This is a genomic window from Actinoplanes sp. CA-015351, assembly GCF_050955685.1.
GTDB lineage: Bacteria > Actinomycetota > Actinomycetes > Mycobacteriales > Micromonosporaceae > Actinoplanes.
The window spans coordinates 13,856-40,491 of record NZ_CP192102.1; the positions used below are offsets into that span (position 1 = coordinate 13,856).

The window sequence follows — 26,636 nt, forward strand, 5'->3', positions numbered from 1 at the left end:
TTGATGCCGGAGACACAGGCGAAGTCGGGGGGCCCGGGAAGCTCAGCGACTCCGGACGATGCGGCGAAAAAGGACGCAGCCGCAGCGAATGGACGCGAGCCAGCAGGGCGCGCCGCTGTCCCCGCCGATGCCCCGACCGCACCGAAATTCACTCGGGCGCCGGGCATGGCACCGCCACCCGGTGAGCCGGCCGGCGACGGCCAGGCCGCTGACAAGCGGCCAGGCGGTCCGTCCGTCGTGAAGGGCTCGGCATCCGTGCCGGTCGTCACCAAGGGCAAGGGCGCAGCGCCGGGGGCTACCCAGGGACGTCCCAGCGGTGCACCCGCACCGGGTCAGAGCCAGACCGGTCCGCAGCGGCCTTCTGGGACCGCCGCGCCGGCCGCCCCAGGGGCAGCCAAGCAGCGTTCCGGTCCGCCGGCCGCGGGATCCGCGGCGGTCGGTGCCGCCCGTGTCTCCGAGGCGGTTCGGTCCGCGCGCTCCACGGTCTCCTCGGCCGCCGCGCGCGGACCCCGCCGGGCCCGGCTCAACCTGAAGCGGATCGACCCCTGGTCCGTCATGAAGTTCGCGTTCGCAGTCTCGATCGTGCTCTTCATCGTGGTCGTCGTCGCGACCTCGGTGCTCTACCTCGCCCTCGACACCATGGGCGTGTGGAGCTCGGTCAACAACAGCCTCAAGGACCTCGTCACCGCCAGCGGCGGCGCCGAGGCCAGCTCCGGCGGCTCCTTCCGGATCACCGCCTGGGGCGTGATCGGCACCTCGATGCTGATCGGCGCGGTCAACGTGGTGCTCTTCACCGCGCTGGCCACCCTCGGTGCATTCATCTACAACGTCTGTGCCGACCTCGTCGGCGGCGTCGAGCTGACGCTCGCCGAGCGGGACTGACATCTGGTCGGGTTGCGAGCCACCCCCGCTTTGGAGGCTCGCAACCCGATGCGGTAACGTTCACCCCGCAGTTGAGGGGGCTATAGCTCAGTCGGTTAGAGCGCAGAGCTGATAACTCTGAGGTCGATGGTTCGATTCCATCTAGCCCCACGATCGTGATGGGTGATCTGTGTTGGTGAATTTCACCAACCAGGTCACTTTCGTCATGTCCGCCAGCGGTGCGATTCCCTTGCGCTTGCTGGTGGGTTGCGCTTTGCTTTTTGTACGGGGTTTGCGTGCTCGATTTCCGAGGGGATGTGCTCGTGCTGAAGAAGCTTCTGATCGTGGCTGGCGTTGCCGGGGCGGCTTACCTGGTCGTCAAGAAGGTCAAGGAGTCCAGCGACGAGCGCGCTCTGTGGCACGAGGCCACTACTTCTCCCGACCTTCGCTAGTAAGCGAAACGGGGCCCTAGCTCAACTGGCAGAGCACCGCCTTTGCAAGGCGGGGGTTAGGGGTTCAAGTCCCCTGGGCTCCACTTTCAAGCCTCTAAGAAAACCCCAGGTCATCGACCTGGGGTTTTCCTTTTGTGCAGCAGACCGGTTATGCCACGAAGCGGGAGCGGCGGTGGCGGCCGATCAGGTAGCCGGCGCCGCCCAGGAGCAGGAGTGCGCCGCCGATGCCGGCCATGGTCCCGGTGTCGGTGCCGGTCACGGGCAGCCCGCCGCCCTCACCGCCGGGTGCGTCCGAGCTGGCGGAGGACGTAGCAACGGGTGCGGCGGTCGTCGTGGAGCTCGCTGTGGCGCTGGCTGTGGCCGTGGCGCTGGGCGTTGCACTCGGTGCGGTGCTGGTTGTGACGGTTGCGCTCGGTGTGGGCTGCGACGCGCAGTCAAGGGCGCGTGCGGCGTACAGGCCGTCGTTCAGGTAAACCAGGAAAACGTCGACGGAGCCGTTGTCGAGCACCTTCTGGGCAGCCGCCTGCACGTTGGTGCCGGCGCCGGTCAGTGTCCGGTTGACCGAGACTCGCAGGCCCACCGTCCAGGCGGTCTGCACGTCCTTCTTGAGGAAGGCCCGCAGGTCATCCGGGGTGCCGTCCAGCCGTTCCTGGATCGCGTCGGGAAGCACGGGCAACGAGTCGGTTTTCGCCGCGGACAGGATCTGGTTGGCCAACACCCGGATCTCCACGTCAGTGGCCGTGTCCAGGTCGATGGTGATCAGCTCGCGGATGTCCCGGTAAAGCTTGCGCTCGACCGTTTGGCAAGCCGCGTCGAGCCCGGGCGTCGCGGCCTGAGCCGCCGCTGGTGCCGCAGGAATCAGTAGGGCCAGCGCCATCATTCCGCCGGCCACCATCGTGCTTCGCATATAGGTCGTTCCCCCGTTGAAGGTCAAAGCCTGGCGATACTACCGTTCGTCGATGGACGGATAGGTCCTGGCTATGCGGGTTCGGTCGCGGCACTATCGTGGCTGAGTGGATCAGGGTGAGCAGACGCAGGCCAGGTGTACCGGGGACCATGAGGTTTTCAAGGAGCGACCGTTTCCGTTTCCCGGGAACCGCTTCCCTGAGGACCTGGGCGCGGTCATTCAGCGGACGGTCTCGGACGGTGCCGAGCCGGCTCGGGAAATCATTCACCTCGATGACAACGGCTGGCTTGTCAGCGACGGCGTGAATGACTGGAACGCGCCGGGGGCCGTTCAGGTGGCTTGCCTGACGCACCTCGTCGACCTCGACCCGTCGGTGGAGCAGATGGCGACCCTGCCGCTCGGGCACGCGGCATACCGCAAGGACGCAGCGAGTCCGTGGACTGTCGAGCCGTTCGCGGGCCTGGAGGACTAAACTGCCGCTGGAAGACTGGGCAGCCGCTGGAGGATCAGGCCTCCGCTGGCGTGTTCAGGTCGGCCGGGGTCCACTTTCAACTCCGGTTCGTCGGTTCGACACTCTTCGTTGAAAGAGTGCGGCCGTGTTCAGCGATCATGGCGCGCGGCAGCTTGCCTTCTCGCGTGTCGCCGGGGCGGCCGGCTCCTTCCTGATTGCCGGGGGCGGGTTCGCCGCCGGTGCGCTTCCCGTCGGGATCACCTTCGTGACCGAGGTCCGGCATGCCCGGCTCGGGCTGGTCTGTGTCTACAGCGGGCTGGCGCTGCTCCTTCTCGCCTGGTGGTGGTACGGGCGAGTGACCAGAAGCACACCCGACGAATCCTGCCGGACGCACTGGCAGACCCTGGCGCTCTGGGGCGCGCCCTTCCTCATCGCCCCGCCACTGTTCAGCCGGGACGTCTACAGCTACCTCGCACAGGGGCTGATGATCGATTCCGGTCTGGATGTGTACCGGTACGGCCCGGCAGTCCTCGGCGGCGCCTTCGCCGAACAGGTTCCGGCCATCTGGCAGCACACCCCCAGCCCGTACGGTCCGGGCTTTCTGATCGTCGCTGAGGCGGTTGCCGGACTCTTCAGCTCGCACCTGGTCGGCGGGATCCTCGCGATGCGTCTCGTCGCCGTCGGCGGGCTGATCCTGCTGGCCGTGGCGCTCCGGACCCTCGCTGCCTCCGCCGGTGTCAGCCCCGCCGCCGCCACCTGGCTGGCCGTACTGAACCCGCTGGTGCTCATCCACTTCATCGGCGGGGCACACAATGACGCCCTGATGGCCGGCCTGCTCGCCGCGGGGCTGGCGGCGGCTGTGCGAAATCGGCCCGTCCTCGGTGCACTGCTGGTTGCCGGAGCTGCCCTGATCAAGGCGCCGGCCGCACTCGGCCTGGTTGCTGTGGCGGTGATCTGGGCCGGCCGGTTGCGCGGTTCCTGGCCGCAGACCAGGGCCTCGGTGGCGGTCGGCTTCACCGCCGCCCTCGCCACCGTGCTGATCACCGCGGTGGCCGGAACCGGGTACGGCTGGATAACCGCCCTCGGTACCCCGATCACCGATGGGAACTGGTCGCTGACCGGGCTGCTCGGCCGGTGGAGCGCGACGATGACCCAGGATGCCTCCGGCGCCGAGCTGGCGCACAGCCTGTGGCGTGGCGCCGGACTTCTGGCCACGCTGATCGTGGCGGTGCTGGTCTGGATTCATCGGGACCGTCTAGGACCCGTCTACGGGCTCGGCATCGTGCTGGTGGCGCTGGTTCTTTTCGGTCCCGCTATCCGTCCCTGGTACCTCGTGTGGGGACTGGTGCCGATCGCCGCGGTCGCTGTCGGGCAGGGCGTTCGGCGTACCCTCGCTGGGTTTTGTGGGTTGCTGGTCCTGGTGGTTCTCCCTGACGGATTCGCGGCGGATGGCGGACGGCTGATGCTGGCGTTGCTCGGCGCGCTTTTGGGAGTCGCGGTATTCATGGCGGCCAGAATCGCGGTCGTGCGATGAGCGGTCGGATGAGCGGTCGTGCGATGAAGAGCCGCTGGTTTCTCGTGCTGATCGCGGCGGTCGCCGTCGGCGTTTTCACGGCGACCGTGCCGACGTTTCGCGAGTTCTTCGACCTCGGCGTCTACCGCGGCGCGGTGCAGCACTGGCTGCTCACCGGCCAGGATCTGTACGCGTTCCGCTACCAGGAATCGGTGTACGGCTTCACCTATCCGCCGTTTGCCGCCCTGGTTCTGAGTCCCCTGGCACTCACCTCGTGGCCGGTAGCGGTGACGTTTTCGCTGATCGTCAACGTGTTCTGCGTGATCCTGCTGCTGCGCTGGTTCCTTCCGCCGGAACTGCATCGGATCAGGTGGCTCGCAGCCTTGTCATTCCTTGCGGTGCTGCTTTTCGAACCGGTCCGGGACACGTTCAGTTTCGGTCAGGTCAATCTCGTGCTGCTGGTGCTGGTCACGGCCGGCCTGCGTCATCCTCGCTGGGCCGGTGCCGGCATCGGCCTGGCCGCCGCGATCAAGCTGACGCCGGCGGTTTTCATCGGTTACCTGCTGCTGACCCGGCAGTACCGCTCGGCGGCGATCGCTGTCGGTACCGCTGCCGGCGCGACCGTTCTCGCCGCCCTGATCGCGCCGCAGGCGTCCCGGGTCTTCTGGACCGAGGCGCTCTGGGACACGGGCCGGGTCGGCAAGCTGGAGTACGTCTCCAACCAGTCGCTGCGCGGCGTGGTCGCCCGGCTCGACGTCTCATCGGTCTGGTGGCTGGTGGCCGTCCTGATCGTGGTGGCCTGCTGGGCCTGGTGGCTGCGCGGGAACGGCGCTGCGGATCCGGCCGCCGCGGTCGCGCTCACCGGAATGGTCGCCTGCCTGATCAGCCCGGTCACCTGGGTTCATCACCTGGTGTGGCTGCTGCCGGCGTTCCTGCTGATCCTGCAGAGGGAGCTGGGTCATCGCCGGCGGCTGGCCGGTCTGGCCGCGCTGTATGTGGTGTTCTGCAGCAGCTTCGTGTGGCTGTGGTGGGCGCATCCGCTCGGCTGGGGCGCGTTCCTGGGAAGCAACCTCTATGTCTGGGCGACGCTGGTGCTCGCGGTGGCGTTGGTGACCCCGAGCTTGAGGGCGAGAGCGGGTCAGCCTCGCGAGCGAAGCTTTGGTTGACTGTCGATCGTGAAACGCCGCTCCACCCTTCTCCTCGTTGCCCTCGCCGGCCTGGCCGGCTGTGCCGACGCGGGCGCCACCATGCCCGACGTCAGCGCCTCCGCCGTGCCGGCCGACGGCTACACCTGGCCGTTGCGGGAATCGGACCTCGCCGCCGGCTTCTGCTTCACGCTCGTCCAGGACCTCACCCCGAACCAGGTGATCGACCGGCTCGGTGGCAAGGAGCTGGAACGGGTCGAGTGGCCGCAGCTCGTCGGACCCGGCGACGGCGAGGCCGACGCATCCCAGCGGTACTTCATCGGGGTGGCCCGGCTCGGCGACTGGACCGTGATCGTCGAGGACGCCGGCGAGCTCGGTGTGACCGGCGAACTCGTGCGCCCGTTGTCGAAGGGGCGCAGTCTGCTGGCGTACCGCAGCGATGCGGCCGGGCACGGACGCCTGCTGGTGCTGCAGGACGGCGAGGTGCTTCTCGACTTCGATTCGGTGACCCCGGAGCGCTGGGGCGGCAGCCGGCCAGGTGATTTCGTTCCCGCCATGCGGGCAGCAGGGCTTCTCGGCGGTACGGACGTGACGGAACCCACGGGACCGGCTCTGTCGTTCCTCGCCGACCGAACCGGCGTCGCGCTGACCCGGGCACAGTTGACCGAGCGGACGTATCTGCTGGTCACCGTTCCGAAGTAGTACCCATCCGACCGCCCCGCCGCCACCCTTGACCGGACTGAAGGCTGAACCTCCCGTTCTTCGATGGATGAAGTCATCCACAGAGGAATGAATGAGTTCTGCGCCGCACAGCTCCTGCGGTTAGCCTGCGATTCGTGACCGAACGAAGACGGGCAGCTGCCGTGATCGTCAAGGAAGGCCGTGTGCTGATGGTGCACGAGCGCAGCCGGCGATCAGGTGGCGGCGAGTGGTGGACCCTGCCGGGCGGCGGTCTGCGTCCGGGTGAGACGGCCGAGGAGGCGCTGCACCGCAAGGTCTTCGAGGAGACCGGGCTGGTGGTCGGCGACGCCCGATACGTGCTGGAGATGCCGTACCCATCCGGCATGACTTCGGTCTTCGCGGTGACGGTCGCGGACGGCGAGCCACGTGCCGGCCACGACGATGGATTCGGGCCGGAGCCGCTCGGGGTGGACTGGCTACCGGTCCCCGAGCTGCCCATCGAGACGAACGGGGTGCCGGTGCCACCGCTCATGGTGGTGCTGCCGACCCTCGACGATCACACCGACGGCGTGGCATCCGCGGCGGACGGTTCCACGGCGACGGCCGGGTCGACAGGGCCGGCTGTCGGGGATGGCACCGGGACGAACGGCGCGGCCAGCGTACGGAGACGCTCCACGACGAAGTAGGCGCTCGCCGCCGCGTACCCCGGGGAAAGCACGCAGCCGAGGATGAGCACCGGCCGGGAACCGACGCCGATCAGCGCGGCGGCGCACACCGCCCAACAGGCGAGCAGCACCGCGTTGACGGTGTCGTACCGGCCCCAGTCGCGGGTGCGGCGACGGGCCTGGCGTTGGATCTCGACGACCAGGGCGTGCGCCATCACTGCCGCGAGCAGGGTGAGCAACAGGGTCGCGAAGATGGAACGGTGGCCGCCGGCTACGGCGACCAGGGCAGTGGCACCGGTGAGCAGGGCGAGGCCACTCACGGTCCCGACTCGAGCTTTCCGACGGTCCTCCACAAACCCAGACGGTCGGCAAGATCTGCCGGGACCTGAGGAATCGCGCCCGGTCCTCGACCCGGCGGCCGATATGTGGGGTACCGGTGGTGCACGACCCCCGGTCCGGGGAAAGGATGACGGACATGATGGGAAGCCTGAAGACCGAATCCGCACAGTCCCGCCTCGATCTGCTCGCTCCGCCGGTCGCGAAGGCCCTGGCGGTCTGGCCGGTCGAGGCGCCGATCGACGCCGACCAGGTGCTGGTCGCCCCGATCGATGCGGGCCTGGCGGACACGGCCGCCTTCTGCGAGGCGTACGGGGTGAGCCTCACCGAGTCCGCGAACTGCGTGATCGTCGCCGGCCGCCGTGGCGACGTCACCAAGTACGCCGCCTGTGTCGTCCTCGCCACCACCCGGGCCGACGTGAACGGCGTCGTCCGCAAGTACCTCGACGTCCGCAAGGCGAGCTTCGCGCCGATGGACGAGGCGGTGTCGCTGACCGGCATGGAGTACGGCGGCATCACGCCAATCGGTCTTCCGGTGTCCTGGCCGATCCTGGTCGACTCGCGGGTGATCGCCACCCCGCACGTGATCATCGGCTCGGGTGTGCGGCACAGCAAGATCGCAATCGCCGGCCCGGCTCTGGGTGCACTCCCCGGAGCCGAAGTGATCGACGGCATGGCCCGCGAGGCCGGCTGAAGTCGACGGCCTGGCCCGCGAGGCCGGCTGAATCGACGGCTTCGACCGTGAGGTCAGCCGATGATCGCCTGATGAACGTCGATGTCGTTCCACGTGAAACGACATCGACAATCGTCACGCTGTTGCGTCGGCGGCTTCCCGGCGGGCGATTTCCTCGAACGCGGCCAGCAGCGTCGGCGCCTCCTGAGCGCCCTGAACCACGAACTTCCCATCGATGACGAAGGTCGGCACGCTCGAGATACCGAGCTCGCCGGCCTCCTTCAGGTCGGTGTGAACCGCCGCGCTGCCCGCGTCCGACTCGAGGTGGACCAGGGCCGCCGTCTCGTTCAGGCCGATTCCGCCGGCCACCCGGGCCAGTGCCACCGGCGAGCCGATGTCGACGCCGTCGGTGAAGTGGGCGACCTGCAACGCCTCCAGCATGTCGGCCTGTCGTTCCTGGGTCGCCGCCCATGCGATCAGCCGGTGCGCCGCGAACGTGTTGGCGGCGATGGCCCGGCTGAAGTCCAGACGCAGGCCCTCACCGGCGGCAATCGAGGTGACGTGCGTGAACATTTGTTCCGCACGTGCCGGGCCGCCGAATTTCGCGGCCATCACCTGCTTGATCGGCAGCGGCTCGGGCACCGGTCCCGGATCGAGCTGGTACGCCCGATAGGTGATCGTGACAGCGCCGTCGAAGGCGGCCACGGCGCGTTCCAGCCGCCGCTTGCCGATGTAGCACCACGGGCACACGACGTCGGACCAGACCTGAATATCCACGTCACGCCTCCGCGACAGCGGCCGCGACCTGGCGCTTCAGCCGTCCCAGGATCGCCGTGCCGCCGCGGATCCGCAGCGGGCTGATCGCCTGAGCCAGCCCCATCCGCGCGTAGAGATCGTCCGGAACGGCAAGGACCTCCTCAGCGCTCGCCCCGGCCAGGCCCTCGGCGAGGATGCCGGCGAAGGCGCGGGTGGTCGGCGCCTCCGGAGGGCAGTCGAAGTGGGTCACCACGGTCCCGTCGGGCTGCACGAGGGCCTTCAGGAAGAACTGGGTCTGGCACTCCGGCACCTGCTCCATGCCCTCGTGGCCGGCCAGCGACTCGGGCAGGGGCGGCACCGCGTCCGAGAACTCCAGCAGCATCTCGAGCACCACCTCGCGCGGTGCGGAGGCGAAGTCGTCGACGATCTCGGAGAGCTTGGGCGGCATGTCGGTCACCCGATCGACCCTACGCGGCCGATCAACCCGGAGTCCTGTCTCAGGCGGCGGCCGAGGCGGACAGGAGGGCAACGTCACTGAGGCTGAGGATGCCGACCACGTTGCGGTCCGCGTCGCAGACCAGGAGACGGCGTACGCCCCGAGTGCGCATGGCCGTCACTGCCTCGTCCACGGTGGCGCTCTGCTCGACCATGATCAGTTCCCGGGTGGCGATGTCGCCGAGCCGGGTGGTCTCGGGTGGCAGATGCTCGGCGATCGCCCGGATCACGATGTCGCGATCGGTGACGATCCCCGCCATGGTCGGCCCGTGCGTCACCACGACGTCGCCGATGCCCTGGTCGCGCATGGCTTGGGCGGCCTCGTCGAGGCTGGTGTCCTCCGGCAGGTAGACGACCCTGCGAGTCATCGCGTCCGCGACGGATCTAGCCATGTTCCACACCCCCTGAACGCGGTTACGAAACGGTTACCCGGCGTCTACAGGGATTACACACCCGATCGTCCACAAGGGTCCATGTCGCCGGCGTCACGTAGACGCGGAATCCCTGGTCGCCGATCAGCGAATAGAAAACGATCAGCGAGCAGGAAGCGCTAGCGTGACAAGCATGTCCGTTCCGAACGATCCTGCGCAGGCCCTTCAGGCTTACGCGCACCCCGACAAACTGGTCACCACCGAGTGGCTCGCCGAGAATTTGGAAACGCCCGGCCTGGTCGTCGTCGAATCGGACGAGGACGTGCTGCTCTACGACACCGGCCACATCCCGGGCGCCGTCAAGGTCGACTGGCATCTTGAGCTGAACGACCAGATCACCCGCGATTACCTGGACCCGGCCGCGTTCGCGGCACTCTGCGAGTCCAAGGGCATCGGCCGTGACGACACGATCGTGTTCTACGGCGACAACTTCAACTGGTGGGCGGCGTACGCACTCTGGGTCTTCAGTCTTTTCGGCCACCGCGACGTGCGCCTGCTTGATGGCGGGCGGCAGAAGTGGGCGGCCGAGGGGCGTGCCCTGACCCGCGACAAGACGGTGCGAAACCGTGCGGAGTACCCGGTTCCGGTCCGCAACGACGCCGCCATCCGCGCGTTCCGTGACCAGGTCATGGGTCACATCGCGAGCGGACGGCCACTTGTCGACGTCCGGTCGCCGCAGGAGTACACCGGCGAGCTGACCCACATGGCGGCGTACCCACAGGAGGGTGCGCTGCGCGGCGGTCACATCCCGGGCGCGCTGAGCAAGCCGTGGAAATTGGCGGCGAACGAGGACGGCTCGTTCAAACCGCACGACGATCTCGTCAAGATCTATGCCGACGAGCTCGGGCTCGACTCGGCGGACGACATCATCGCGTACTGCCGGATCGGTGAGCGGTCGTCGCACACCTGGTTCGTGCTGCACCACCTGCTCGGATACCCGCAGGTCCGTAACTACGACGGCTCCTGGACGGAGTGGGGCAACCTGGTCCGCGCACCGATCGCCCAGGGGACGGAACCGGGTGGTCTGAGCTAGCTCGGCTTTCGGGCGGCACCGATTTTGTCGGTGCCGCCCGGTACCGTGATCGACCGTGAGCAACACGTTCCAGGTCGATCTGCGAGGGATCGTTGATCTCCTCAGCCACCACCTTTACGCGAGCCCGCGCGTCTACATCCGCGAGCTCCTTCAGAACGCGGTCGACGCGATCACCGCGGTCGGCCCCGACCACGCAGGACGCGTGGAGATCGTCACCGGGGACGAGCTGCGCATCAGCGACAACGGCATCGGCCTCACCGAGGCGCAGGTGCACGAGCTGCTCGCCACGATCGGCCGCAGCTCCAAGCGTGACGAGCTCGGCTTTGCCCGCCACCAGTTCCTCGGCCAGTTCGGCATCGGCCTGCTCTCCTGCTTCATGGTCGCCGACGAGATCCGCGTGCACACCCGCCGCGGCGACGCCCCGCCGGTCCTCTGGACCGGTCACTCCGATGGTCGTTACGACGTCGGCCCGGGCGAGGACCGCGAGCCAGGGACCACGGTCACCCTTCTGCCGCGCCGCGGCTCAGAGCACTTCGTTACCGGTACGACGGTGAGCGAGCTGGCCGGCCTCTACGGCTCGTTGCTACCGGTCGCCGTGACCGTGGACGGCCGGGCCGTGACCGACGACGTGCTGCCCTGGGACCGCCCGCAGTCCGAGCGGCTGGCATACGCCGAGGCCACCCTGGGCTTCCGCCCGTTCGACGTGATCGAGCTGAACGTGCCGGCCGCCGGCCTCAGCGGCGCCGCGTTCGTGCTGCCCGCCCCGGTCAACCCGGCGAGCCGTGGCGGCCACCGGGTCTACCTGAAACGCATGCTGCTCTCCGAGCACGTCGAGGGCCTGCTCCCGGAGTGGGCGTTCTTCGCCCGGTGCGTGGTGGACAGCAGCGAGCTGCGCCCGACCGCGAGCCGTGAGGCGCTCTATGACGACGGCCAGCTCGCCGAGACCCGGGACGCCATCGCCGACCAGCTGCGCGGCTGGCTGGCCCGGCTCGCGGCGACCGATCCGCACCGCCTCGCCGCGTTCCTGCGCATCCACCACCTCGGCGTCAAGGCGCTCGCTCTGCACGACGACGAGATGCTGCACCTGGTCGAGCAGTGGTACCCGATGCAGACCAACATGGGTGAGATCACCCTCGCCGACTTCCGCGCCCGGCACGGCCTGCTGCGTTACGCCGCAACCGACGACGAGTTCCGGCAGCTCGCCGCGGTCGCCGCGGCACAGGACATCGCCCTGATCAACGGCGGTTTTGTGTACGACGCCGACCTGATCGAGCGGCTCGCCGCGGTCGACAGGGAAACCAGTGCCGAGCGGCTCGACCCGTCCGACCTAGCCACCCGGTTCCTTCCGGTGGACGCGGAGGTCGAGCTGCGCCTGCGCCCGTTCCTCGCAGCCGCGCAGCGCCGGTTGGACAGACTCGGCTGCGAGGTCGTGGTGCGTGCGTTCGACCCGGTCACGCTGCCCGCGCTCTACCTGATCAGCCGATCCGCGACGTTCCAGGAAGAATTCACCACGAGCCGGTCGCAGGCCGACGACCTCTGGGGCGGGGTGCTCGACGCGCTGGCGCAGACCGTGCCGACCGACCGCCCGCAGCTGGTGCTGAACCATCGCAACCCCCTGATCCGGCGGATCGCCGCACTCGGCGACGACGAGCTCGCCGGTCTAGCGGTCGAGTCGCTCTACGGCCAGGCGCTGATGCTCGGGCACCACCCGATCCGGCCGGCCGACGCCGCCCTGCTCACCACCTCGCTTCTCGGCCTTCTGGACCGAGCCGTTCCGGGAGAGTCCTGACCATGAAAACGGCTGACGAACTCTGGGGACTGCTGCACCAGGCTCAGGATTTGCCGTACGGCGTCGCGCAGATCGCCCTGGTCGAGCAGGTGCTGCGTCACGTGGACGGCGCCGGTGACCCGGCCCTGGCCTTCTACACGCGCCTGTTCGCCACCACCGCGTACATGTACGGCGGCGAGCCGGTGAAATCGTTCCCCACCTTCTCCTGGTGCGTGGCCGATTTCGATCGCAAGCCCGCGCCGTACCACGAGCGGTGGACGCACAACCTGCTCTGGCTCTTCAAGAACATGGTCAACGCGCTGACCCGGTTCCCGGAGATCCCGCTCGCCCGGACCTACGTGGTCCTCGACGACATGGAGCGGCGTTACCGCGAGCACGGCCGCGGGATGCAGGCCGTCTACAAACACCGCTACCTGGTCGCCCAGCACGTCGGCGCGACCGAGGAAGCGCAGGGCTGGTTCGAGAAGTGGCAGGCCGCGCCGCGCGACGAGCTCTCCGACTGCGCCGGCTGCGACCCGACCTCGCTGGCATACCACCTGATCGGCAAGGAACAGTTCGCCGAGGCCGTCGAGCTGGCCGAGCCGGTGCTCGCCGGTCACCTGTCATGCAACGAGCAACCGCAGAGCATCCTCAGCGAGCTGATGGTGGCCTACCTGCGGTCCGGCCGCCCGGCCGAGGCTGCCGACGCCCACCGCCGGTCCTACCTGATCGAGCGGAACAACCTTGCCGACTTCGGCGGCATCGGTGACCACATCTCGTTCTGCGCCCGCAGCGGCAACGAGCACCGCGGCCTGGAGATCCTCCAGCGGCACATCGACTGGTTCGACCGCGCGCCCTCGCCGTCGTCGGCCATGTGGTTCGCCGCCGAGTCGTCGATGCTGCTGCGCCGGATCACCGAGATGGGCCACGGCGACGCGGTGATCCGCCGTAGCGGCAAGCCGGACATCACGGCCGCCGAGCTGTCCGCGGAGCTGGCGGCGTTCGCGACCGGGACGGCGGCCCGCTTCGACGCCCGCAACGGCACCGGCCACCAGGGCGAGAGCATCCGCAAGGCGCTCGCCGCCGAGCCCTACGAGGTGGTGGTGCAGCTGTCCGCGACGGCCCGACCGACCCCGGTCGGTCCGGTTGCCGCACCGCCCCGTCCGGCCGAGGTCACGCCGGAGCCGCCGGCTGAGATCCCGGCCGGCGCGAGCCTCGCCGAGCTGCTCGACCTGGCCGAGCGCTACCGGTCCGAGGACCGCGATGCCGCGTTCCGTGAGGTGATGACAGCGGTCGAGGCAAAGGTCGACACGCAGCTAAAGGCTCAGGGCGACGCGCAGGTCGAGAGAGCGGGCGACGCTCAGGTCGAGGCACCGGGTGACGTGCCGGTGGAGCTGGCTCTCGCGGCTCGGTTGTTCAAGGCGCGCGGCTTCGTGCTCGCCGACGGCAAACACGAGGAGACCGCCGACGCCTGGTCACGGGCCGCCGAGTTGTTCGCCGAGGCGGGCGACGAGGGCGAGGCGAGCCTGATGCGAGCCAGGGCCGCGCTGGTGCGGGCACTGGCCGACGAGCCCTCCGACGAGTTGCTCGCGGTGATCACGGCGACTGTCGCTCACCACGAGGAGCACGGCGACGCGGACAGCCGAGCGAGCGCGTGGCTGCGTCTGTCCCAAATGTACCGTTTGCTGGGGCGACTCGACGATGCCAACGAGGCTGGTGACCAGGCGGACCGGTTCGCTGAGGAGACCGGTGAGGCACGCCGATCGGCCTTCCACGCGATCGTCCGGGCACAGAACCGTGCTCTCGCGCACCGGCATGAGGAGGCTGCCGCGGCGGCCCGGCTGGCTTACGCCTTTTACCAGGAGAACGGCCCGGCCGATTCCGGCGCCGAGGCCGCCGTGCTGCTCGGCCAGCTCACCGAGTCACCCGAGGAAGCGGTGGCCGTCCTTACCCCGGCGCTCGCCACCGACCTCGGTGGCGCGGTCGTTCCCGCTCGGATCCACCGTGCCCGTGCCCTGATGAGCCTGGACCGGCCGGCCGAGGCGATCGAGGACTACGTCGAGCTGATCGGCCTGACCGCGGAGCAGAGCGGCACCGCCGAGGACCCCGAGCTGGCAGACCACACGGGCATCTTCGCCCGGCACGAGCTGGCCCAGGCGTACCAGGCAGCCGGCCGCACGGCCGAGGCGATCGAGGTGGCTGAAGAAGCACTGCTCGGCTTCGAGCGGTTCGGCATCGAGGAGCCGGCGGACAACTGCCGGTTCCTGCTGGCCAACCTCTATCGTGATCTCGGCGACAACACCCGGGCCCTGGCCGGCTTCCGGGACTTGATCGAGCGGCTGGTGGACAACCCGGCCGGCCGTGGGCAGATCGGCGAGCAGGCCGGCCAGCTTCTGTACGACATGGACCGGGACAGTGAGGCCGCGCTGACCTTCCGGGCCGCCGCCGAGTCGTTGCGCGAGTCCGGTGACCCGGTCGGCGAGCTGCGGGTGCTGCGCCGGCGGCTGATGGCGCTCAACTTCGCCGACGAGGTCGACGAGGCCGAGGAACTGATCGGTGTGGTCGCCGAGCGATACGCCGCTCTGCCTGCCGATCTTGCCGCCGAACCGGGCGTGATCTGGGGCCGGGCGGTCTTCGCCTTCGAGGTCGGCAACCTGTTGATGCGCCGGGGCCGGTTCGGTGACGCGGTGCCGCATCTGCGTGGCGCACCGGAGCAGTTGCGTGAGATCGGAGCGATCGACGACGCCGATCGGGTGACCACCATGCTGGCCGAAGCGTTGCTCCGGTCCGGCTCGGCGGACGAGGCGGAAACGATGCTGGACACCCTGCTGGCAGGCATGGGTCCCGACGCGGCGAGCCGGGAACTGGCAGGCACGCTGCTGGACGAGGCGCGCGAAGCGAAAAAGGGGCTGAACGACCGTTAAGTGAGGGCTTGACGCCGGGTTACAGTTGCCACGTGACGACGGTAGAGCAGCGGCACCGGACCACCCCTCCGGCGCCTCGGCGGCGGTCACGCCGCGACGAGATTCTGGAGATCGCGGTCGGCTTGTTCGCCTCCCGCGGTTATCACGGCGTGTCGATGGACGACATCGGTTCCGCCGCCGGCGTCACCGGCCCAGCCCTTTACCACCACTTCGCCGGCAAAGAGGCGATGCTGGTCGCCGCCCTGATCCCGGTCAGCGAGAGCCTGCTTGAGGGTGGCCAGGAGCGCGTGGCCCGGCACTCCGACGATGTCGAGGCCGCACTCGCCGACCTCGTCGACTTCCATGTGGACTTCGCGCTGACCAACCCCGCGGTGATCGCTCTGCACCTGCACGAGCTGGACCGCCTGCCCGACGAGCCGCGCCGGCAGATCCGCCGTCTGCAGCGTCTCTATGTCGAGGAGTGGGTGTCGGTGCTCTCCCGGGTGCGCCCCGAGCTGGCCGCGCCGGAGGCCCGGGTTCTGGCGCACGCCGCCTTCGGCTTGATGAACTCGACGCCGTTCCTCGGTGGCGAGGTGGAGCGCCGTCGCCGGGCCGATCTGCTGCGAGAGGCGACGATCCACGCCCTGGCCGGCCGCTGACCTGCTGGAATTACCCGATAGAACACCGAACACCTCGACAACAACGCGTCATCGACACCGCCCCACCACCGGCGGTGTCGAAACAGCGCCCCACAAGGGCGTAAGACCGACCGCAAAGGAGCGGAATGATCGAGTCGTTGCTCGTCGCGAACCGGGGCGAGATTGCCCGCCGGATCGTCCGGACCGCGCGAAGGCTGGGGATCCGGACCATCGCGGTCCACTCGGACACCGACGCTGACCTGCCGTTCGTCCTCGAAGCTGACGAGGCCGTGTGCATCGGACCGGCCAATCCGGCACAGAGTTACCGCAATGCCGACGCGATCCTGGCAGCCGCGAAATCCACAGGTGCCCAGGCGATCCATCCCGGCTACGGCTTCCTGAGTGAGAACCCGGACTTCGCGCGTACCGTCGTGAGCAACGGCCTGGTGTGGGTCGGACCCGGCGCCGACGCGATAAGCGCGATGGGCGACAAGATCAATGCGCGCAACCTGATGGCCGCGGCAGGCGTGCCGGTCGCGCCCGGGTCGTCAGACCCGGCGGCGACCGTCGAGGAAGCTCGCGGGGCGGCCGAGTTGATCGGTTACCCGGTGATGGTGAAAGCGTCGGCCGGCGGCGGCGGGATGGGCATGGCGGTCGCGAACGACGACGCCGAGTTGCACAAGGAGTTCGAGAAGGTGCGCACCTTCGCCGAGCGGATGTTCGGCGACGGATCGGTGCTGATCGAGCGCTATTTCCCCAGGGTGCGCCACGTCGAGGTGCAGATTCTCGGTCTGGCCGACGGCCGGGTGATCGCCCTCTCCGAGCGGGAGTGCTCGGTGCAGCGCCGCAACCAGAAGCTGGTCGAGGAGGCGCCGTCCCCGGCTGTCTCTCCTGAGCTGCGGGAACGTCTGCTGGCCGCGGCAGTCAAAGCCGGCGAAGCGGTCAACTATCGCAATGCGGGCACTGTGGAGTGTCTGCTGGACCCGGCGACCGGCGATTTCTTCTTCCTGGAGATGAACACGCGGCTGCAGGTCGAGCACCCGATCACCGAGATCATCCACGGCATCGACCTGGTCGAGGAGCAGCTGAGGATCGCGTCCGGGATGCCCTCCAGTGTGGATCTTGGAAAGACCAGCGGGCACGCGATCGAGCTCCGGATCAACGCCGAGGACCCGAAGCGCTTCTTCCCCGGCCCTGGCCGGATCACCACCTGGGTGGAGCCGTCCGGCGAGGGTGTCCGGGTCGACTCCGGTTACACCGAGGGCACCACGGTCAGCCAGAACTACGACTCGCTGATGGCGAAGCTGATCGTTTTCGGTACCGACCGGCAGGACGCGATCGAGAAGGCCCGTGCTGCGGTGGCCGGCTTCGCGATCGCCGGGCCGAAGAACAACCTGCCGTTCTTCGCCGAGCTGCTGGAGAACCCGGAATTCCTGTCCGGCGACTACGACACCGGCATCGTCTCCCGGATGAGGTGAGGTCATGACTTTCGTCAGCATTCGTGAAGTCGCTCCCCGGGACGGCCTGCAGAACGAGAACCCGGTACCGACCGAGGCCAAGGTCGCCCTGATCGACGCGCTGAGCCGCACCGGCGTGCGCCGCATCGAGGCGGTCTCGTTTGTCCACCCGAAGGCCATCCCGCAGATGGCCGACGCCGACGAGGTCTGGGCCACGGCCTGGCGCAACCCCGACGTGCGGTACTCGGCGCTGATCCCTAACGGTCGTGGCGCGCAGCGCGCGATCGCCGCAGGCTTCGCTGAGATAGAGGTGGTGGTGTCGGCGAGCGACACCCACAACCGGCGCAATCTCAACCGGTCCACCGACGAGTCGCTCGACGACATCGCCGGCCTGATCCCGCTGGTGCACGAGTCGGGCGCGACAGTGGAAGTCATCGTCGCCACCAGTTTCGGCTGCCCGTTCGAGGGCGACATCGATCCGGATCGGGTCGCCGCAATCGTGGCTCGCGTCCGCGCCGACGGCGCGGACCGCATCGCCTTCGGCGACACGACAGGCATGGCGACTCCCCGCCGGGTGCGTGATCTTCTTTCCGCGGTACGCCCGGACCTGCTGCACTTCCACGACACCAGGGGTACGGGTCTCGCGAACATCCTGACCGCCCTGGATCTCGGCGTGACCGAGTTCGACGCGAGCGCGGGCGGTCTTGGCGGGTGCCCGTACGCGCCGGGAGCTTCCGGCAACGTCGCCACTGAAGAGGTGGTGCACATGCTGCACGACATGGGAATCGACACCGGAATCGATCTGGACCGGTTGATTGAGGCCGCTGAGCTGGCCGAAAAGGTGGTTGGCCGGCGTCTTACTTCCGGCGTTCTGCGTGCCGGACCGCGTACCCGGTTGGCGTGATTTCTCCGCACCTTTCCGGTGACCATTTTTCCGAATTGTCCGCGTGACTTCTCGTTCGCCCCCGTCGTTACCAATACCGAGTGGCCAATATCGCCTGGTCCTGAACGGCAGCGTTTCTGTCAGGACTTGGCGATCAGGTCTTCGGCCGGCGTCGACGACGGGGGGGTGGATCATGACGGGCTGGAAAGTCGAGCGCTTCACGCGTACGGCGAGCAGGTCTTCGTCGGTCCCCGACGGCGGCTCCCCGCTCATGCCGTACCCGAACCAGGGGGCGGAGCGGCGACAGGAGCGCCGCGCAGGGCACACCGGCTCTCGGTGGGCCGTGCGTGCACTCGTCATCGGCGGACTGGCCGGAGCGGCCTGGCTGCTCACCGCCACCGCCGCGAACGCCGCGGATCACGACGCCGAGCCCGCCGGCTCGGCGTACGAGTCCACGTCGAACAGTGTCGCGCAGGTGTACGGCGACGAACTGATGGTCGGTGAACTCCTGGAGGCGGCCGTCCAGCCGCTGGAGTCCGAACCCGCACCAAAACTCCACAGGCGTGTCGTGACGTCGATCCTCACGACAGCGGAACGGATGCTGTCCGGGCCGGTGGAGATGCCCTACGAGGTGACCTACGACGGAACCGCGATCGACGCGGACCCGTTCGGTGCGGAACCGCGTTGGAAGATCGCTCCCTCGCGTACCAGCGGAGGACGGGCGGACGACCGTACGCGACCCGAACCGGACCAGGACGCCGCGGTTACCGTGAACGAGCTGGATATGCCGGACGCCGAGGCTGAAAAGCCCCAGGTGGACGTCGAATCACCGCTCGACGGCGGCGGCGCCGCCCCGATCGCGAAGATGCCACAGGCAGCAGGCGATGCGGCGGCGGCAAACAAGATCGATCCGTCCACTTCGGAAAGCAGCAGCATCAAAGCCTCTCGCGCTCCGGCCGGTGTCACGCCGGCACGGCATGCGAAGGCGGAGCCCCGGTCCCACGTTCACCGTCGCGTACCGGCCGCGAGGTCGGCTCTGACCGTGGCGTACCGCCAGCAGGAAGCGCCCGTCGAGGATGGGCCCTCCCCTGCGCGGATGAATCTCGGGACTGTCAGCGGTATCCCGGCCGGTGGGCCGGGAGCGTCTCCGGAGGTTGGCCCGGTGGCCGTCCTTCCGGCTCGAGTCGTGAACGGCGCGGTGGACAGTCACCGGTTCCCGTTCGCGGTCGATGTCGAGGCCCGGCGTAACGACGCCGTGGCACCGACCGTCTCACCTGACTGATTCAGTGATGGAACGCCGGCGCTTCGCCGTGCGTCCGGGCCTCCGATTCCCGAACCGCTTGCGCACAGGCGGCGAATCGGCCGAACGACCCGCAGAACATCACTTCACCCGCTGATGGCGGAGTCAACGCAGAAAAACGAGCCTGGGCACCGCTGCGCCCGAAAACAGGTTCCGGAACCAGCCAATTTAATACGCGGAAATTCCTTGCTGACCATTCGTGAAAGGCACTTCTTTCCAAATGAAGAAGACTTGGGTTCGTAAGACGCTCAGCATCGGTGTGCTCGCTGCCGGCGCCCTTCTCCTCGCTCCGGCCGCCGCGGCTCAGGCCGGCATCGACCAGGCCGGCCTCGGCAACTTCGGCGAGGGCAACGGCTCCCAGATCGCGTTCCCGGTCGTCCTCCCGATGAACCAGGTCGGCAACGCGGACAGCCTGCTCGGCACCTCGCAGGGCTCCGGCTCCGGCGTGAACGCCATCGGCGCCGGTGGACACCGTGGCCAGAACGGCTGGAACGACGGCATCGGCCAGCAGAGCGTCGGCAACTTCGGGTTCGGCAACGGCACCCAGATCGCCGTTCCGGTCACCATGCCGATCAACGCGTGCGGCAACGCCACCAGCCTGGGTGGCGTCTCCTACGCCGCCGCGGCCTGCACCAACGCGATCGGCGTCGACGGCCGCAAGAGCATCGTCAAGAAGTCGTCGATGCAGCGCGAGAGCTTCGGCACCGACCGCAACCTGCTCGGCAACAACGCCCTCGGCAACGCCGCGCACAACCTGGCGCACGGCACCGGCGGCCAGCACGGCCTCGGCGGCCAGCACGGCCTCGGCGGCCAGCACGGCATCGGCAACGTCGTTCCCGGCGGGTTCGGGCACACCAAGCCCAGCTTCGGCCAGGGTGGCCTCGGGCACGGTGGCTTCAACCCGGGCCAGGGCAACCTCGGCAACTTCGGGTTCGTCCCGACCGGTGGCCACGGCGGCAACGTCGGTGGCGACTGGGGCGGCATCCGGCAGAGCAACGCCGGCAACTTCGGGTTCCTGAACGGCACCCAGTTCGCCGCGCCGATCACCGCGCCGATCAACATCTGCGGCAACTCGCTGTCGTTCCTCGGCCAGTCGTACAGCCAGGCGAACTGCGCGAACGTGATCGACAGCAACATCAAGAAGGTCAAGCCGGTCAAGGACGACGACGGTGACGTGGCCGGCGATGACGGTGGCTACGGTGACGAGGCTCCGGCCGACACCGACATGCCGGGCGACGTTCGTGGCGACGGCGGTTACGCCGACGAGGCCCCGGACGTGGCGGACGAGGCTCCGGCCGACGACGTCATGGACGACTCGGGTTACGGCGACGAGGCTCCGGCCGACGAGCTGCCGGCCGACGTCCAGGACGACGCGGGTTACGGCGACGAGCTCCCCGACACCTACACCAAGGGCAACGGTGGCCGTGCCGCCGAGAAGTCCTCGCTCGGCCGTCTGACCGACCTGGGCGGCGTTCGCAGCGCCGGCCTCGGCGGTGGCCTGGGTCTGCTCAACAGCCTGCGCTGATCATCGCGCGGCGATAGCAAGTAACTGAATACGGACGGGAGCTTCCGCAGCCGCGGAGGCTCCCGTCCGTCGTTGCCGTCGTCCCACCAAATGGGCTAGCCTAACGACCGTTAAGGTTTCTAACGATCGTTAAGGCGGCGATCCCGCCGGGATGCGGAGGAACGATGGACGGCGACGCGCTCGCGGCCGTACGCAAGCGTGTGCTGGCCGGTGGCGCCGAGAAATATCACGCCGCCAACGCCGCAAAGGGCAAGCTCTTCGCTCGTGAGCGGATCGGCCTGCTGATCGACGAGGGCACGTTCGTCGAGGACGGCATCTATGCCAACAGTCTCGCGGACGGCCTGCCCGCCGACGGTGTGATCACTGGATTCGGGCGGATCGATGGCCGCCCCGTCTGTGTCATGGCGAACGACTCGACGGTCAAGGCCGGTTCGTGGGGCGCGCGTACGGTCGAGAAGATCGTCCGGATCATCGAGCGGGCGTACCGCGAGAGCGTGCCGATGGTCTACCTCGTCGACTCGGCCGGCGCCCGGATCACCGATCAGGTCGACCTCTTCCCCGGCCGCCGGGGCGCCGGCAAGATCTTCCACACTCAGGTCCGTGCATCCGGCGCGATTCCGCAGGTCTGCGCGCTGTTCGGGCCGTCCGCGGCCGGTGGGGCGTACATTCCGGCGTTCTGTGACGTGGTCGCGATGGTCGAGGGCAACGCCAGCATGTACCTCGGCTCCGACCGGATGGTCGAGATGGTCACCGGGGAGAAGACGACCCTCGAAGCGATGGGTGGTGCCCGGGTGCACTGCACCGAGTCCGGCGTCGGCCATTTCCTCTGCAAGACCGAGCGCGAGGCGCTCGACGTGGTGCGGACCTACCTGTCGTACCTGCCGGCGAACTGGACGCAGCAGCCGCCTGCGGCGACCGCGGCAGAGCCTGGCCGGGTCGATCTCAGCGCGTTGGTTCCGGTCAGCGAGCGCCAGGCCTTCGACATGCGACGGTACGTGAAAGGCCTGGTCGACGAGAATTCGTACTTCGAGATCCAGGCTCTGTGGGCACGTGAGCTGACCGTCGGATTCGCTCGTCTGAACGGCGAGGTGGTCGGCGTGGTCGGCAACAACTCGATGTTCAAGGGCGGGGTGCTGTTCGTCGACTCGGCCGACAAGGCCACCCGGTTCGTGCAGCTCTGTGACGCCTTCAACGTTCCGCTGCTCTTCCTCACCGACGTGCCCGGTTTCATGGTCGGCACGGCAGTGGAAAAACAGGGCATCATCCGGCACGGCGCCAAGATGATCACCGCGATCTCGGAGGCCACGGTTCCGAAGATCTGTGTGGTGGTGCGTAAGGCGTACGGTGCCGGGCTCTACGCGATGGCCGGTCCCGGGTTCGATCCGGAGGCCACGATCGCCCTGCCCACCGCGAAGATCGCGGTGATGGGCGCGGAGGCCGCGGTGAACGCGGTGTACGCCAACAAGATCGCAGCGATCGAGGACCCGGAGGAACGCTCCGCCTTCGTCACCGCGCGCCGCGCCGAGTACGAGCGCGACATCGACATCATGCGTCTCGCCGGCGAACTCGTTGTGGACACGGTCGTCGAGCCGGCCGATCTGCGGGCCGAGCTGGTCCGGCGCTTCGACGCGGCGCGGGGCAAGGACCGCGCGTTCTCCCGGCGCCGGCACGGCGTCACTCCTGTGTAGATCAACCCGCTCCAGAGAGAGGCAGTCATGGTCGACTTCCGGCTCGGCGACGAGTACGAGGAGCTGCGCGCGAGCGTGCGCCAGTTCGCCCGGGAGCAGGTTGCCCCGGTGATCGCTGAGCACTACGAGAGCAAGACGTTCCCGTACGAGATCGTGCGCCAGATGGGCAAGATGGGACTTTTCGGCCTTCCCTTCGACGAGCGGCACGGCGGCATGGGCGGCGACTACTTCGCGCTCTGCATCGCGCTCGAAGAACTCGCCAGAGTGGACAGCTCGGTCGCGGTCACCCTGGAAGCGGGGGTCTCGCTCGGCGCCATGCCGATCTACCGGTACGGGACGGACGAACAGAAAGAACACTGGCTGCCCCGGCTGACCAGCGGCGAGGCGCTCGCGGCGTTCGGGCTGACCGAGCCCGGCGCCGGTTCGGACGCATCCGGGACGCTGACCCGCGCGGTGCTCGACGAGTCGACAGGCGAGTGGGTGATCAACGGGACGAAAGCGTTCATCACGAACTCCGGAACCGACATCACCTGCCTGGTCACCGTGATGGCGGTGACCGGCCAGAACCCGGACGGAAGCAAGGAGCTGTCGACGATCATCGTGCCGTCCGGCACTCCCGGGTTCACCGTCGCGCCGCAGTACTCCAAGGTTGGCTGGTGCGCCTCGGACACCCACGAGCTGTCCTTCGATGACGTACGCGTACCCGAGGCCAACCTGCTCGGCGTACGAGGCCGGGGCCTGGCCCAGTTCCTGCGGATCCTCGACGAGGGCCGGATCGCGATCGCCGCCCTGTCGGTGGGCCTTGCGCAGGGCTGCGTCGACGAGTCGGTGAACTACGCGAAGCAGCGCACCGCCTTCGGCCGGCCGATCGGCGACAATCAGGCCGTCAGCTTCCTGATCGCCGACATGGAACTCCGCGCGCACGTGGCCCGGCTCGGCTATTACGACGCGGCCTCCCGGATGCTCGCCGGCGAGGACTTCAAGCGGTACGCGGCGATCGCGAAGCTGAACGCCAGCAACGCCGCCATGGAGAACAGCCGGTACGCCACCCAGGTGCACGGCGGGTACGGCTTCATGAACGAGTCAGCGGTCGGCCGCTTCTACCGGGACGCCAAGATCCTCGAAGTGGGCGAGGGCACGTCCGAGGTCCAACGCATGCTGATCGCCCGAGGTCTCGGCCTCTGAACAAGCGGCCCCTGAACAAGCGGCCCCTGAACAAGCGGCCTCTGAAACAGGATCAGGCCGCCGGCTGGATCGGCTCTTCGCTGCCGGCCACTGCGCACGGGTTCACCGCATCGCGGATCGTGCGCAGTGAGCCCAGCAGCTGATCGAGCTGCGCCGGGGGGAGCAGCCCGACGTACCACTGCTGCACCAGCTCGAGATGTCCCGGCAGGACCTCGTCGAGGCGCTGCATGCCGGCCTCCGAGATCACTGCGTACGAGCTGCGGCGGTCGCTGGCGCACGCCTCCCGGCGGACCAGGCCGCCCTTTTCCATCCGGTCGACGACGCGGGTGACGCCGCTGGTGGACAGTGTCGTCTGCCCGGCCAGGTCGGTCATCCGCAGCCGGTTGCCGGGCGAGCGGGCGAGGCGCATCAGCACCTCGAACTCGACCGAGGACAACCGGTGCTCGTCGAACTGCGCGGCGAGGCGGTTCATCAATCCCGTGTAAGCCTCCGCGAGCAGGCCGACGGCGGTGAGGCGGGGGTCGTCCAGATCCGTGTTCACACGATCAACACTAGCAGGCACTTGACAGGGGGAATATTGCAGCGCATATAGTTGCTCCGTCAGACAAGCATCCAGTCGCTCAGGTTTCGAAAGAAGGAAACGTCATGACCGTCAGCACTCGTGAGTTCGAAGGTCTGCAGATCCCGGCCGCCGGCACCTACGAGCTGGACGCCGCGCACAAGCGCGTCGGTTTTGTGGTCAAACACCTCATGGTGAGCAAGGTCCGCGGCCAGTTCGCCGAGGCCTCCGCCACCATCACCGTGGGCGAGAACCCGCTGGACTCCGCTGTGACCGCGTCCATCAAGACCGCCAGCGTCGAGACCGGCCAGGTCGACCGCGACAACCACCTGCGCACCGGCGACTTCTTCGAGTCGGAGAAGTACCCGACCATGGACTTCCGCAGCACCGGTGTGAAGTCGCACGCGGGCGCCGAGTTCGTCCTCGACGGCGAGCTGACCATCAAGGGTGTCAGCCGTCCGGTCGAGCTGGTCGTCGAGTTCGAGGGCGCCACCACCAGCCCGTACGGTCAGCACGTCTTCGGTTTCAGCGCGCACACCGAGATCGACCGTGACGACTGGGGCCTGAGCTGGAACGTCGCCCTGGAGAGCGGCGGCTTCATGGTGAGCAAGAAGGTCAAGATCGAGATCGAGGGCGAGGCCATCCTCCAGCAGGACGCCGCCTGATCCGGTAGGTCTCCAGCGACGCGCCGCCCGGCTTCCGGGTGGCGCGTCGCTGCGTCCGGGGTCCTTGGCCTCGTCTGGCGGTCCTCCGCCCGGGATGGCAATGTGTACCGAGCGCGATTGTTCGTTCACAGAGCGGTGATCGACGTCCCTTCGTCCGCCGGTCGTCCCCGGGAGGGCACATGGGCAAGGATCTGGTGAACGCCGTCTTCTCGTCGCGGGACCGGGTTGCGTTCCGCCGCAAGCTGCATCGCTGCCTCGACGTCCTGGGCGAGATGTTGGATACATCACCGTTCGACTGCTCCGCGCCGATGACCGGCCTGGAGATCGAGATCAACCTGGTCGACGCGGACGCCGGCCCGAGCATGCGCAACGCCGAGATCCTGGCCAATCTCGGTGACCCTCGGTTCCAGCCCGAGCTCGGCAAATTCAACCTGGAGTTCAACGTGCCGCCCCGGCTCATCGAGGGCGACGGTCTGGGAGATTACGAACGGGACATTCTGGACGGTCTGCGCGCCGCCGCCGACTGCGCCCGCAAGAGTGAGAGCCGGCTCGCCCTGATCGGCATGCTGCCGACGCTCCAACCATCGCACCTGGTCCCGGCCAATCTCTCGGCAGGCGAACGGTTTCGAGCCCTGGACAGCGAGATCGTCGCCGCCCGAGGTGACGAGTTCCGGATCGACATCGAGGGATTCGACCGTTTGCGCACCAGCAGCGACACGATCGCGCCCGAATCGGCCTGCACCAGCGTCCAGTTCCACCTCCAGGTCCCGCCTGCCGACTTCGCGCGATCCTGGAACGCCAGCCAGGCCATAGCCGCGGTCCAGGTCGCGCTGGGGGCAAATTCCCCTTATCTGTACGGAAACCGACTCTGGGCCGAGACCCGGATCGCTTTCTTCGAGCAAGCCACCGACGCCAGGCCGGACGAGTTCAAAACCCAGGGAGTACGCCCCCGCGTGTGGTTCGGCGAACGTTGGATCGACTCGGCCCTCGACCTCTACGCGGAGAACGTCCGATATTTCCCGCCACTGCTGCCCGAGCTGCACGACGAGGACCCGGCGGCCGCACTCGAAGCCGGCGACATCCCCGGCCTGCACGAGCTACGCCTGCACAACGGAACCGTCTACCGCTGGAACCGTCCGGTCTACGACGTCTCGGGTGGCAAACCGCACCTTCGGGTGGAGAACCGGGTGCTGCCCTCCGGGCCGTCAGTGGTCGACCTGCTCGCCAACGCGGCGCTCTACTTCGGTCTGGTCGCCGAGCTGGCCGCCGAGGAGTCGCCGATCTGGGATCGATTGCCGTTCGCCGACGCCGCGTCGAATTTCCAGGCCGGCTCCAAGGACGGCATCGCGGCGGTGCTGCGGTGGCCCGGCCGGGACGAGGTCCCGGTCGTGGACCTGGTCCTCGGGGAATTGCTGGAGAAAGCGCACGCCGGACTGGATCGGTTCGGCGTCGACGCGGCCCAGCGAAACCGCCTGCTCGGCGTGATCGAGGACCGCTGCCGCACCGGACGCAACGGGGCGACCTGGCAGACCGCTGCCGTCCGCGCCGCCGAGAAGCGAGGGCTGGACCGGCCGGCAGCGATTCGCGAGATGACCCAGCGATACGTCGAGCTGCAGAGACTCAACGAGCCCGTGCACAGGTGGCCGACCGAACCCTGACGGAGGCT

The 26,636-nt window shown here is 68.3% G+C and carries 25 protein-coding genes, 2 tRNA genes and 1 pseudogene; 22 read left to right on the forward strand and 6 right to left on the reverse strand.

Features of this window, described 5'->3' with window-relative positions; all coding sequences use genetic code 11:
• Nucleotides 1-3: 3 nt before the first annotated feature.
• From ACQP2E_RS00050 to ACQP2E_RS00065, 4 genes are all read left to right on the forward strand, one after another.
• Nucleotides 4-882, forward strand: a complete 879-nt coding sequence (locus ACQP2E_RS00050; protein WP_433827858.1) for a DUF3566 domain-containing protein — start codon at nt 4-6, stop codon at nt 880-882.
• 76 nt (nt 883-958) lie between these two features.
• Nucleotides 959-1,032: transfer RNA gene (locus tag ACQP2E_RS00055), tRNA-Ile, on the forward strand.
• Nucleotides 1,033-1,184: 152 nt separating this feature from the next.
• Nucleotides 1,185-1,313 carry a DLW-39 family protein gene (locus ACQP2E_RS00060; protein ID WP_014440131.1) on the forward strand — a complete coding sequence of 43 codons (129 nt, stop codon included), beginning with the start codon at nt 1,185-1,187 and terminating at the stop codon, nt 1,311-1,313.
• Nucleotides 1,314-1,323: 10 nt separating this feature from the next.
• Nucleotides 1,324-1,396: transfer RNA gene (locus ACQP2E_RS00065), tRNA-Ala, on the forward strand.
• Nucleotides 1,397-1,461: 65 nt separating this feature from the next.
• Here ACQP2E_RS00065 and ACQP2E_RS00070 read toward each other — a convergent pair.
• Nucleotides 1,462-2,220 carry an LPXTG cell wall anchor domain-containing protein gene (locus ACQP2E_RS00070; protein WP_433827859.1) on the reverse strand — a complete coding sequence of 253 codons (759 nt, stop codon included), beginning with the start codon at nt 2,218-2,220 and terminating at the stop codon, nt 1,462-1,464.
• Nucleotides 2,221-2,326: 106 nt separating this feature from the next.
• On the opposite strand from ACQP2E_RS00070, the gene ACQP2E_RS00075 reads away from it, so the two are divergent.
• From ACQP2E_RS00075 to ACQP2E_RS00095, 5 genes and pseudogenes are all read left to right on the forward strand, one after another.
• Nucleotides 2,327-2,692 carry a hypothetical protein gene (locus tag ACQP2E_RS00075; RefSeq protein WP_433827860.1) on the forward strand — a complete coding sequence of 122 codons (366 nt, stop codon included), beginning with the start codon at nt 2,327-2,329 and terminating at the stop codon, nt 2,690-2,692.
• 124 nt (nt 2,693-2,816) lie between these two features.
• A complete protein-coding gene (gene mptB, locus ACQP2E_RS00080) occupies nt 2,817-4,205 on the forward strand; it encodes a polyprenol phosphomannose-dependent alpha 1,6 mannosyltransferase MptB (protein WP_433827861.1) in 1,389 nt (462 codons plus the stop codon).
• 8 nt (nt 4,206-4,213) lie between these two features.
• On the forward strand, nt 4,214-5,350 hold the full coding sequence (locus tag ACQP2E_RS00085) for a glycosyltransferase 87 family protein (RefSeq protein WP_433827862.1): 1,137 nt from the start codon (nt 4,214-4,216) through the stop codon (nt 5,348-5,350).
• A 9-nt stretch (nt 5,351-5,359) separates the two neighbouring features.
• Nucleotides 5,360-6,031: a DUF6461 domain-containing protein gene (locus ACQP2E_RS00090; protein ID WP_433827863.1), complete on the forward strand. Its 672-nt coding sequence runs from the start codon at nt 5,360-5,362 to the stop codon at nt 6,029-6,031.
• A gap of 188 nt (nt 6,032-6,219) precedes the next feature.
• A pseudogene (locus ACQP2E_RS00095) lies at nt 6,220-6,447 on the forward strand (NUDIX hydrolase); the annotation flags it as partial.
• A gap of 119 nt (nt 6,448-6,566) precedes the next feature.
• Here ACQP2E_RS00095 and ACQP2E_RS00100 read toward each other — a convergent pair.
• Nucleotides 6,567-6,995 (reverse strand): hypothetical protein, encoded by a 429-nt coding sequence (locus ACQP2E_RS00100; protein ID WP_433827864.1) that lies wholly within the window; start codon nt 6,993-6,995, stop codon nt 6,567-6,569.
• 158 nt (nt 6,996-7,153) lie between these two features.
• Here ACQP2E_RS00100 and ACQP2E_RS00105 point away from each other — a divergent pair, with 158 nt between their 5' ends.
• On the forward strand, nt 7,154-7,705 hold the full coding sequence (locus ACQP2E_RS00105) for a YbaK/EbsC family protein (protein WP_433834268.1): 552 nt from the start codon (nt 7,154-7,156) through the stop codon (nt 7,703-7,705).
• A 114-nt stretch (nt 7,706-7,819) separates the two neighbouring features.
• Here ACQP2E_RS00105 and ACQP2E_RS00110 read toward each other — a convergent pair whose 3' ends face one another.
• Genes ACQP2E_RS00110 through ACQP2E_RS00120 form a run of 3 tightly spaced genes read right to left on the reverse strand, consistent with a single transcriptional unit; the run spans nt 7,820 to nt 9,327 of the window.
• The gene (locus ACQP2E_RS00110) at nt 7,820-8,461 is read right to left on the reverse strand and encodes a DsbA family oxidoreductase (protein ID WP_433827865.1); all 642 of its coding nucleotides are present in this window, start codon (nt 8,459-8,461) and stop codon (nt 7,820-7,822) included.
• A gap of 1 nt (nt 8,462) precedes the next feature.
• On the reverse strand, nt 8,463-8,897 hold the full coding sequence (locus tag ACQP2E_RS00115) for a SufE family protein (protein ID WP_433827866.1): 435 nt from the start codon (nt 8,895-8,897) through the stop codon (nt 8,463-8,465).
• A 40-nt stretch (nt 8,898-8,937) separates the two neighbouring features.
• Nucleotides 8,938-9,327 carry a CBS domain-containing protein gene (locus ACQP2E_RS00120; protein WP_433827867.1) on the reverse strand — a complete coding sequence of 130 codons (390 nt, stop codon included), beginning with the start codon at nt 9,325-9,327 and terminating at the stop codon, nt 8,938-8,940.
• Between the two features lie 172 nt (nt 9,328-9,499).
• Between ACQP2E_RS00120 and ACQP2E_RS00125 the strand changes: the two genes are divergently transcribed.
• The 10 genes from ACQP2E_RS00125 (at nt 9,500) to ACQP2E_RS00170 (ending at nt 23,746) form a co-directional block, all read left to right on the forward strand.
• The gene (locus ACQP2E_RS00125; RefSeq protein ID WP_433827868.1) at nt 9,500-10,399 is read left to right on the forward strand and encodes a sulfurtransferase; all 900 of its coding nucleotides are present in this window, start codon (nt 9,500-9,502) and stop codon (nt 10,397-10,399) included.
• Between the two features lie 55 nt (nt 10,400-10,454).
• A complete protein-coding gene (locus tag ACQP2E_RS00130) occupies nt 10,455-12,188 on the forward strand; it encodes an HSP90 family protein (RefSeq protein ID WP_433827869.1) in 1,734 nt (577 codons plus the stop codon).
• A 2-nt stretch (nt 12,189-12,190) separates the two neighbouring features.
• Nucleotides 12,191-15,091: a tetratricopeptide repeat protein gene (locus tag ACQP2E_RS00135; RefSeq protein ID WP_433827870.1), complete on the forward strand. Its 2,901-nt coding sequence runs from the start codon at nt 12,191-12,193 to the stop codon at nt 15,089-15,091.
• A gap of 32 nt (nt 15,092-15,123) precedes the next feature.
• Nucleotides 15,124-15,729 (forward strand): TetR/AcrR family transcriptional regulator, encoded by a 606-nt coding sequence (locus ACQP2E_RS00140; RefSeq protein ID WP_433827871.1) that lies wholly within the window; start codon nt 15,124-15,126, stop codon nt 15,727-15,729.
• Nucleotides 15,730-15,854: 125 nt separating this feature from the next.
• Entirely contained in the window at nt 15,855-17,186 is a 1,332-nt protein-coding gene (locus ACQP2E_RS00145; RefSeq protein ID WP_433827872.1) for an acetyl-CoA carboxylase biotin carboxylase subunit, read from the forward strand.
• 4 nt (nt 17,187-17,190) lie between these two features.
• Nucleotides 17,191-18,069 carry a hydroxymethylglutaryl-CoA lyase gene (locus tag ACQP2E_RS00150; RefSeq protein ID WP_433827873.1) on the forward strand — a complete coding sequence of 293 codons (879 nt, stop codon included), beginning with the start codon at nt 17,191-17,193 and terminating at the stop codon, nt 18,067-18,069.
• A 172-nt stretch (nt 18,070-18,241) separates the two neighbouring features.
• Nucleotides 18,242-19,330, forward strand: a complete 1,089-nt coding sequence (locus tag ACQP2E_RS00155; RefSeq protein ID WP_433827874.1) for a hypothetical protein — start codon at nt 18,242-18,244, stop codon at nt 19,328-19,330.
• A 238-nt stretch (nt 19,331-19,568) separates the two neighbouring features.
• Nucleotides 19,569-20,873 (forward strand): hypothetical protein, encoded by a 1,305-nt coding sequence (locus ACQP2E_RS00160; protein ID WP_433827875.1) that lies wholly within the window; start codon nt 19,569-19,571, stop codon nt 20,871-20,873.
• A gap of 164 nt (nt 20,874-21,037) precedes the next feature.
• Entirely contained in the window at nt 21,038-22,561 is a 1,524-nt protein-coding gene (locus ACQP2E_RS00165) for an acyl-CoA carboxylase subunit beta (RefSeq protein WP_433827876.1), read from the forward strand.
• Nucleotides 22,562-22,588: 27 nt separating this feature from the next.
• On the forward strand, nt 22,589-23,746 hold the full coding sequence (locus tag ACQP2E_RS00170) for an acyl-CoA dehydrogenase family protein (RefSeq protein ID WP_433827877.1): 1,158 nt from the start codon (nt 22,589-22,591) through the stop codon (nt 23,744-23,746).
• Nucleotides 23,747-23,798: 52 nt separating this feature from the next.
• Here ACQP2E_RS00170 and ACQP2E_RS00175 read toward each other — a convergent pair whose 3' ends face one another.
• On the reverse strand, nt 23,799-24,287 hold the full coding sequence (locus ACQP2E_RS00175; RefSeq protein WP_433827878.1) for a MarR family winged helix-turn-helix transcriptional regulator: 489 nt from the start codon (nt 24,285-24,287) through the stop codon (nt 23,799-23,801).
• A gap of 104 nt (nt 24,288-24,391) precedes the next feature.
• Here ACQP2E_RS00175 and ACQP2E_RS00180 point away from each other — a divergent pair, with 104 nt between their 5' ends.
• Nucleotides 24,392-24,970 carry a YceI family protein gene (locus tag ACQP2E_RS00180; RefSeq protein WP_433827879.1) on the forward strand — a complete coding sequence of 193 codons (579 nt, stop codon included), beginning with the start codon at nt 24,392-24,394 and terminating at the stop codon, nt 24,968-24,970.
• A 179-nt stretch (nt 24,971-25,149) separates the two neighbouring features.
• A complete protein-coding gene (locus ACQP2E_RS00185) occupies nt 25,150-26,628 on the forward strand; it encodes a glutamate-cysteine ligase family protein (RefSeq protein WP_433827880.1) in 1,479 nt (492 codons plus the stop codon).
• Nucleotides 26,629-26,636: the final 8 nt, after the last annotated feature.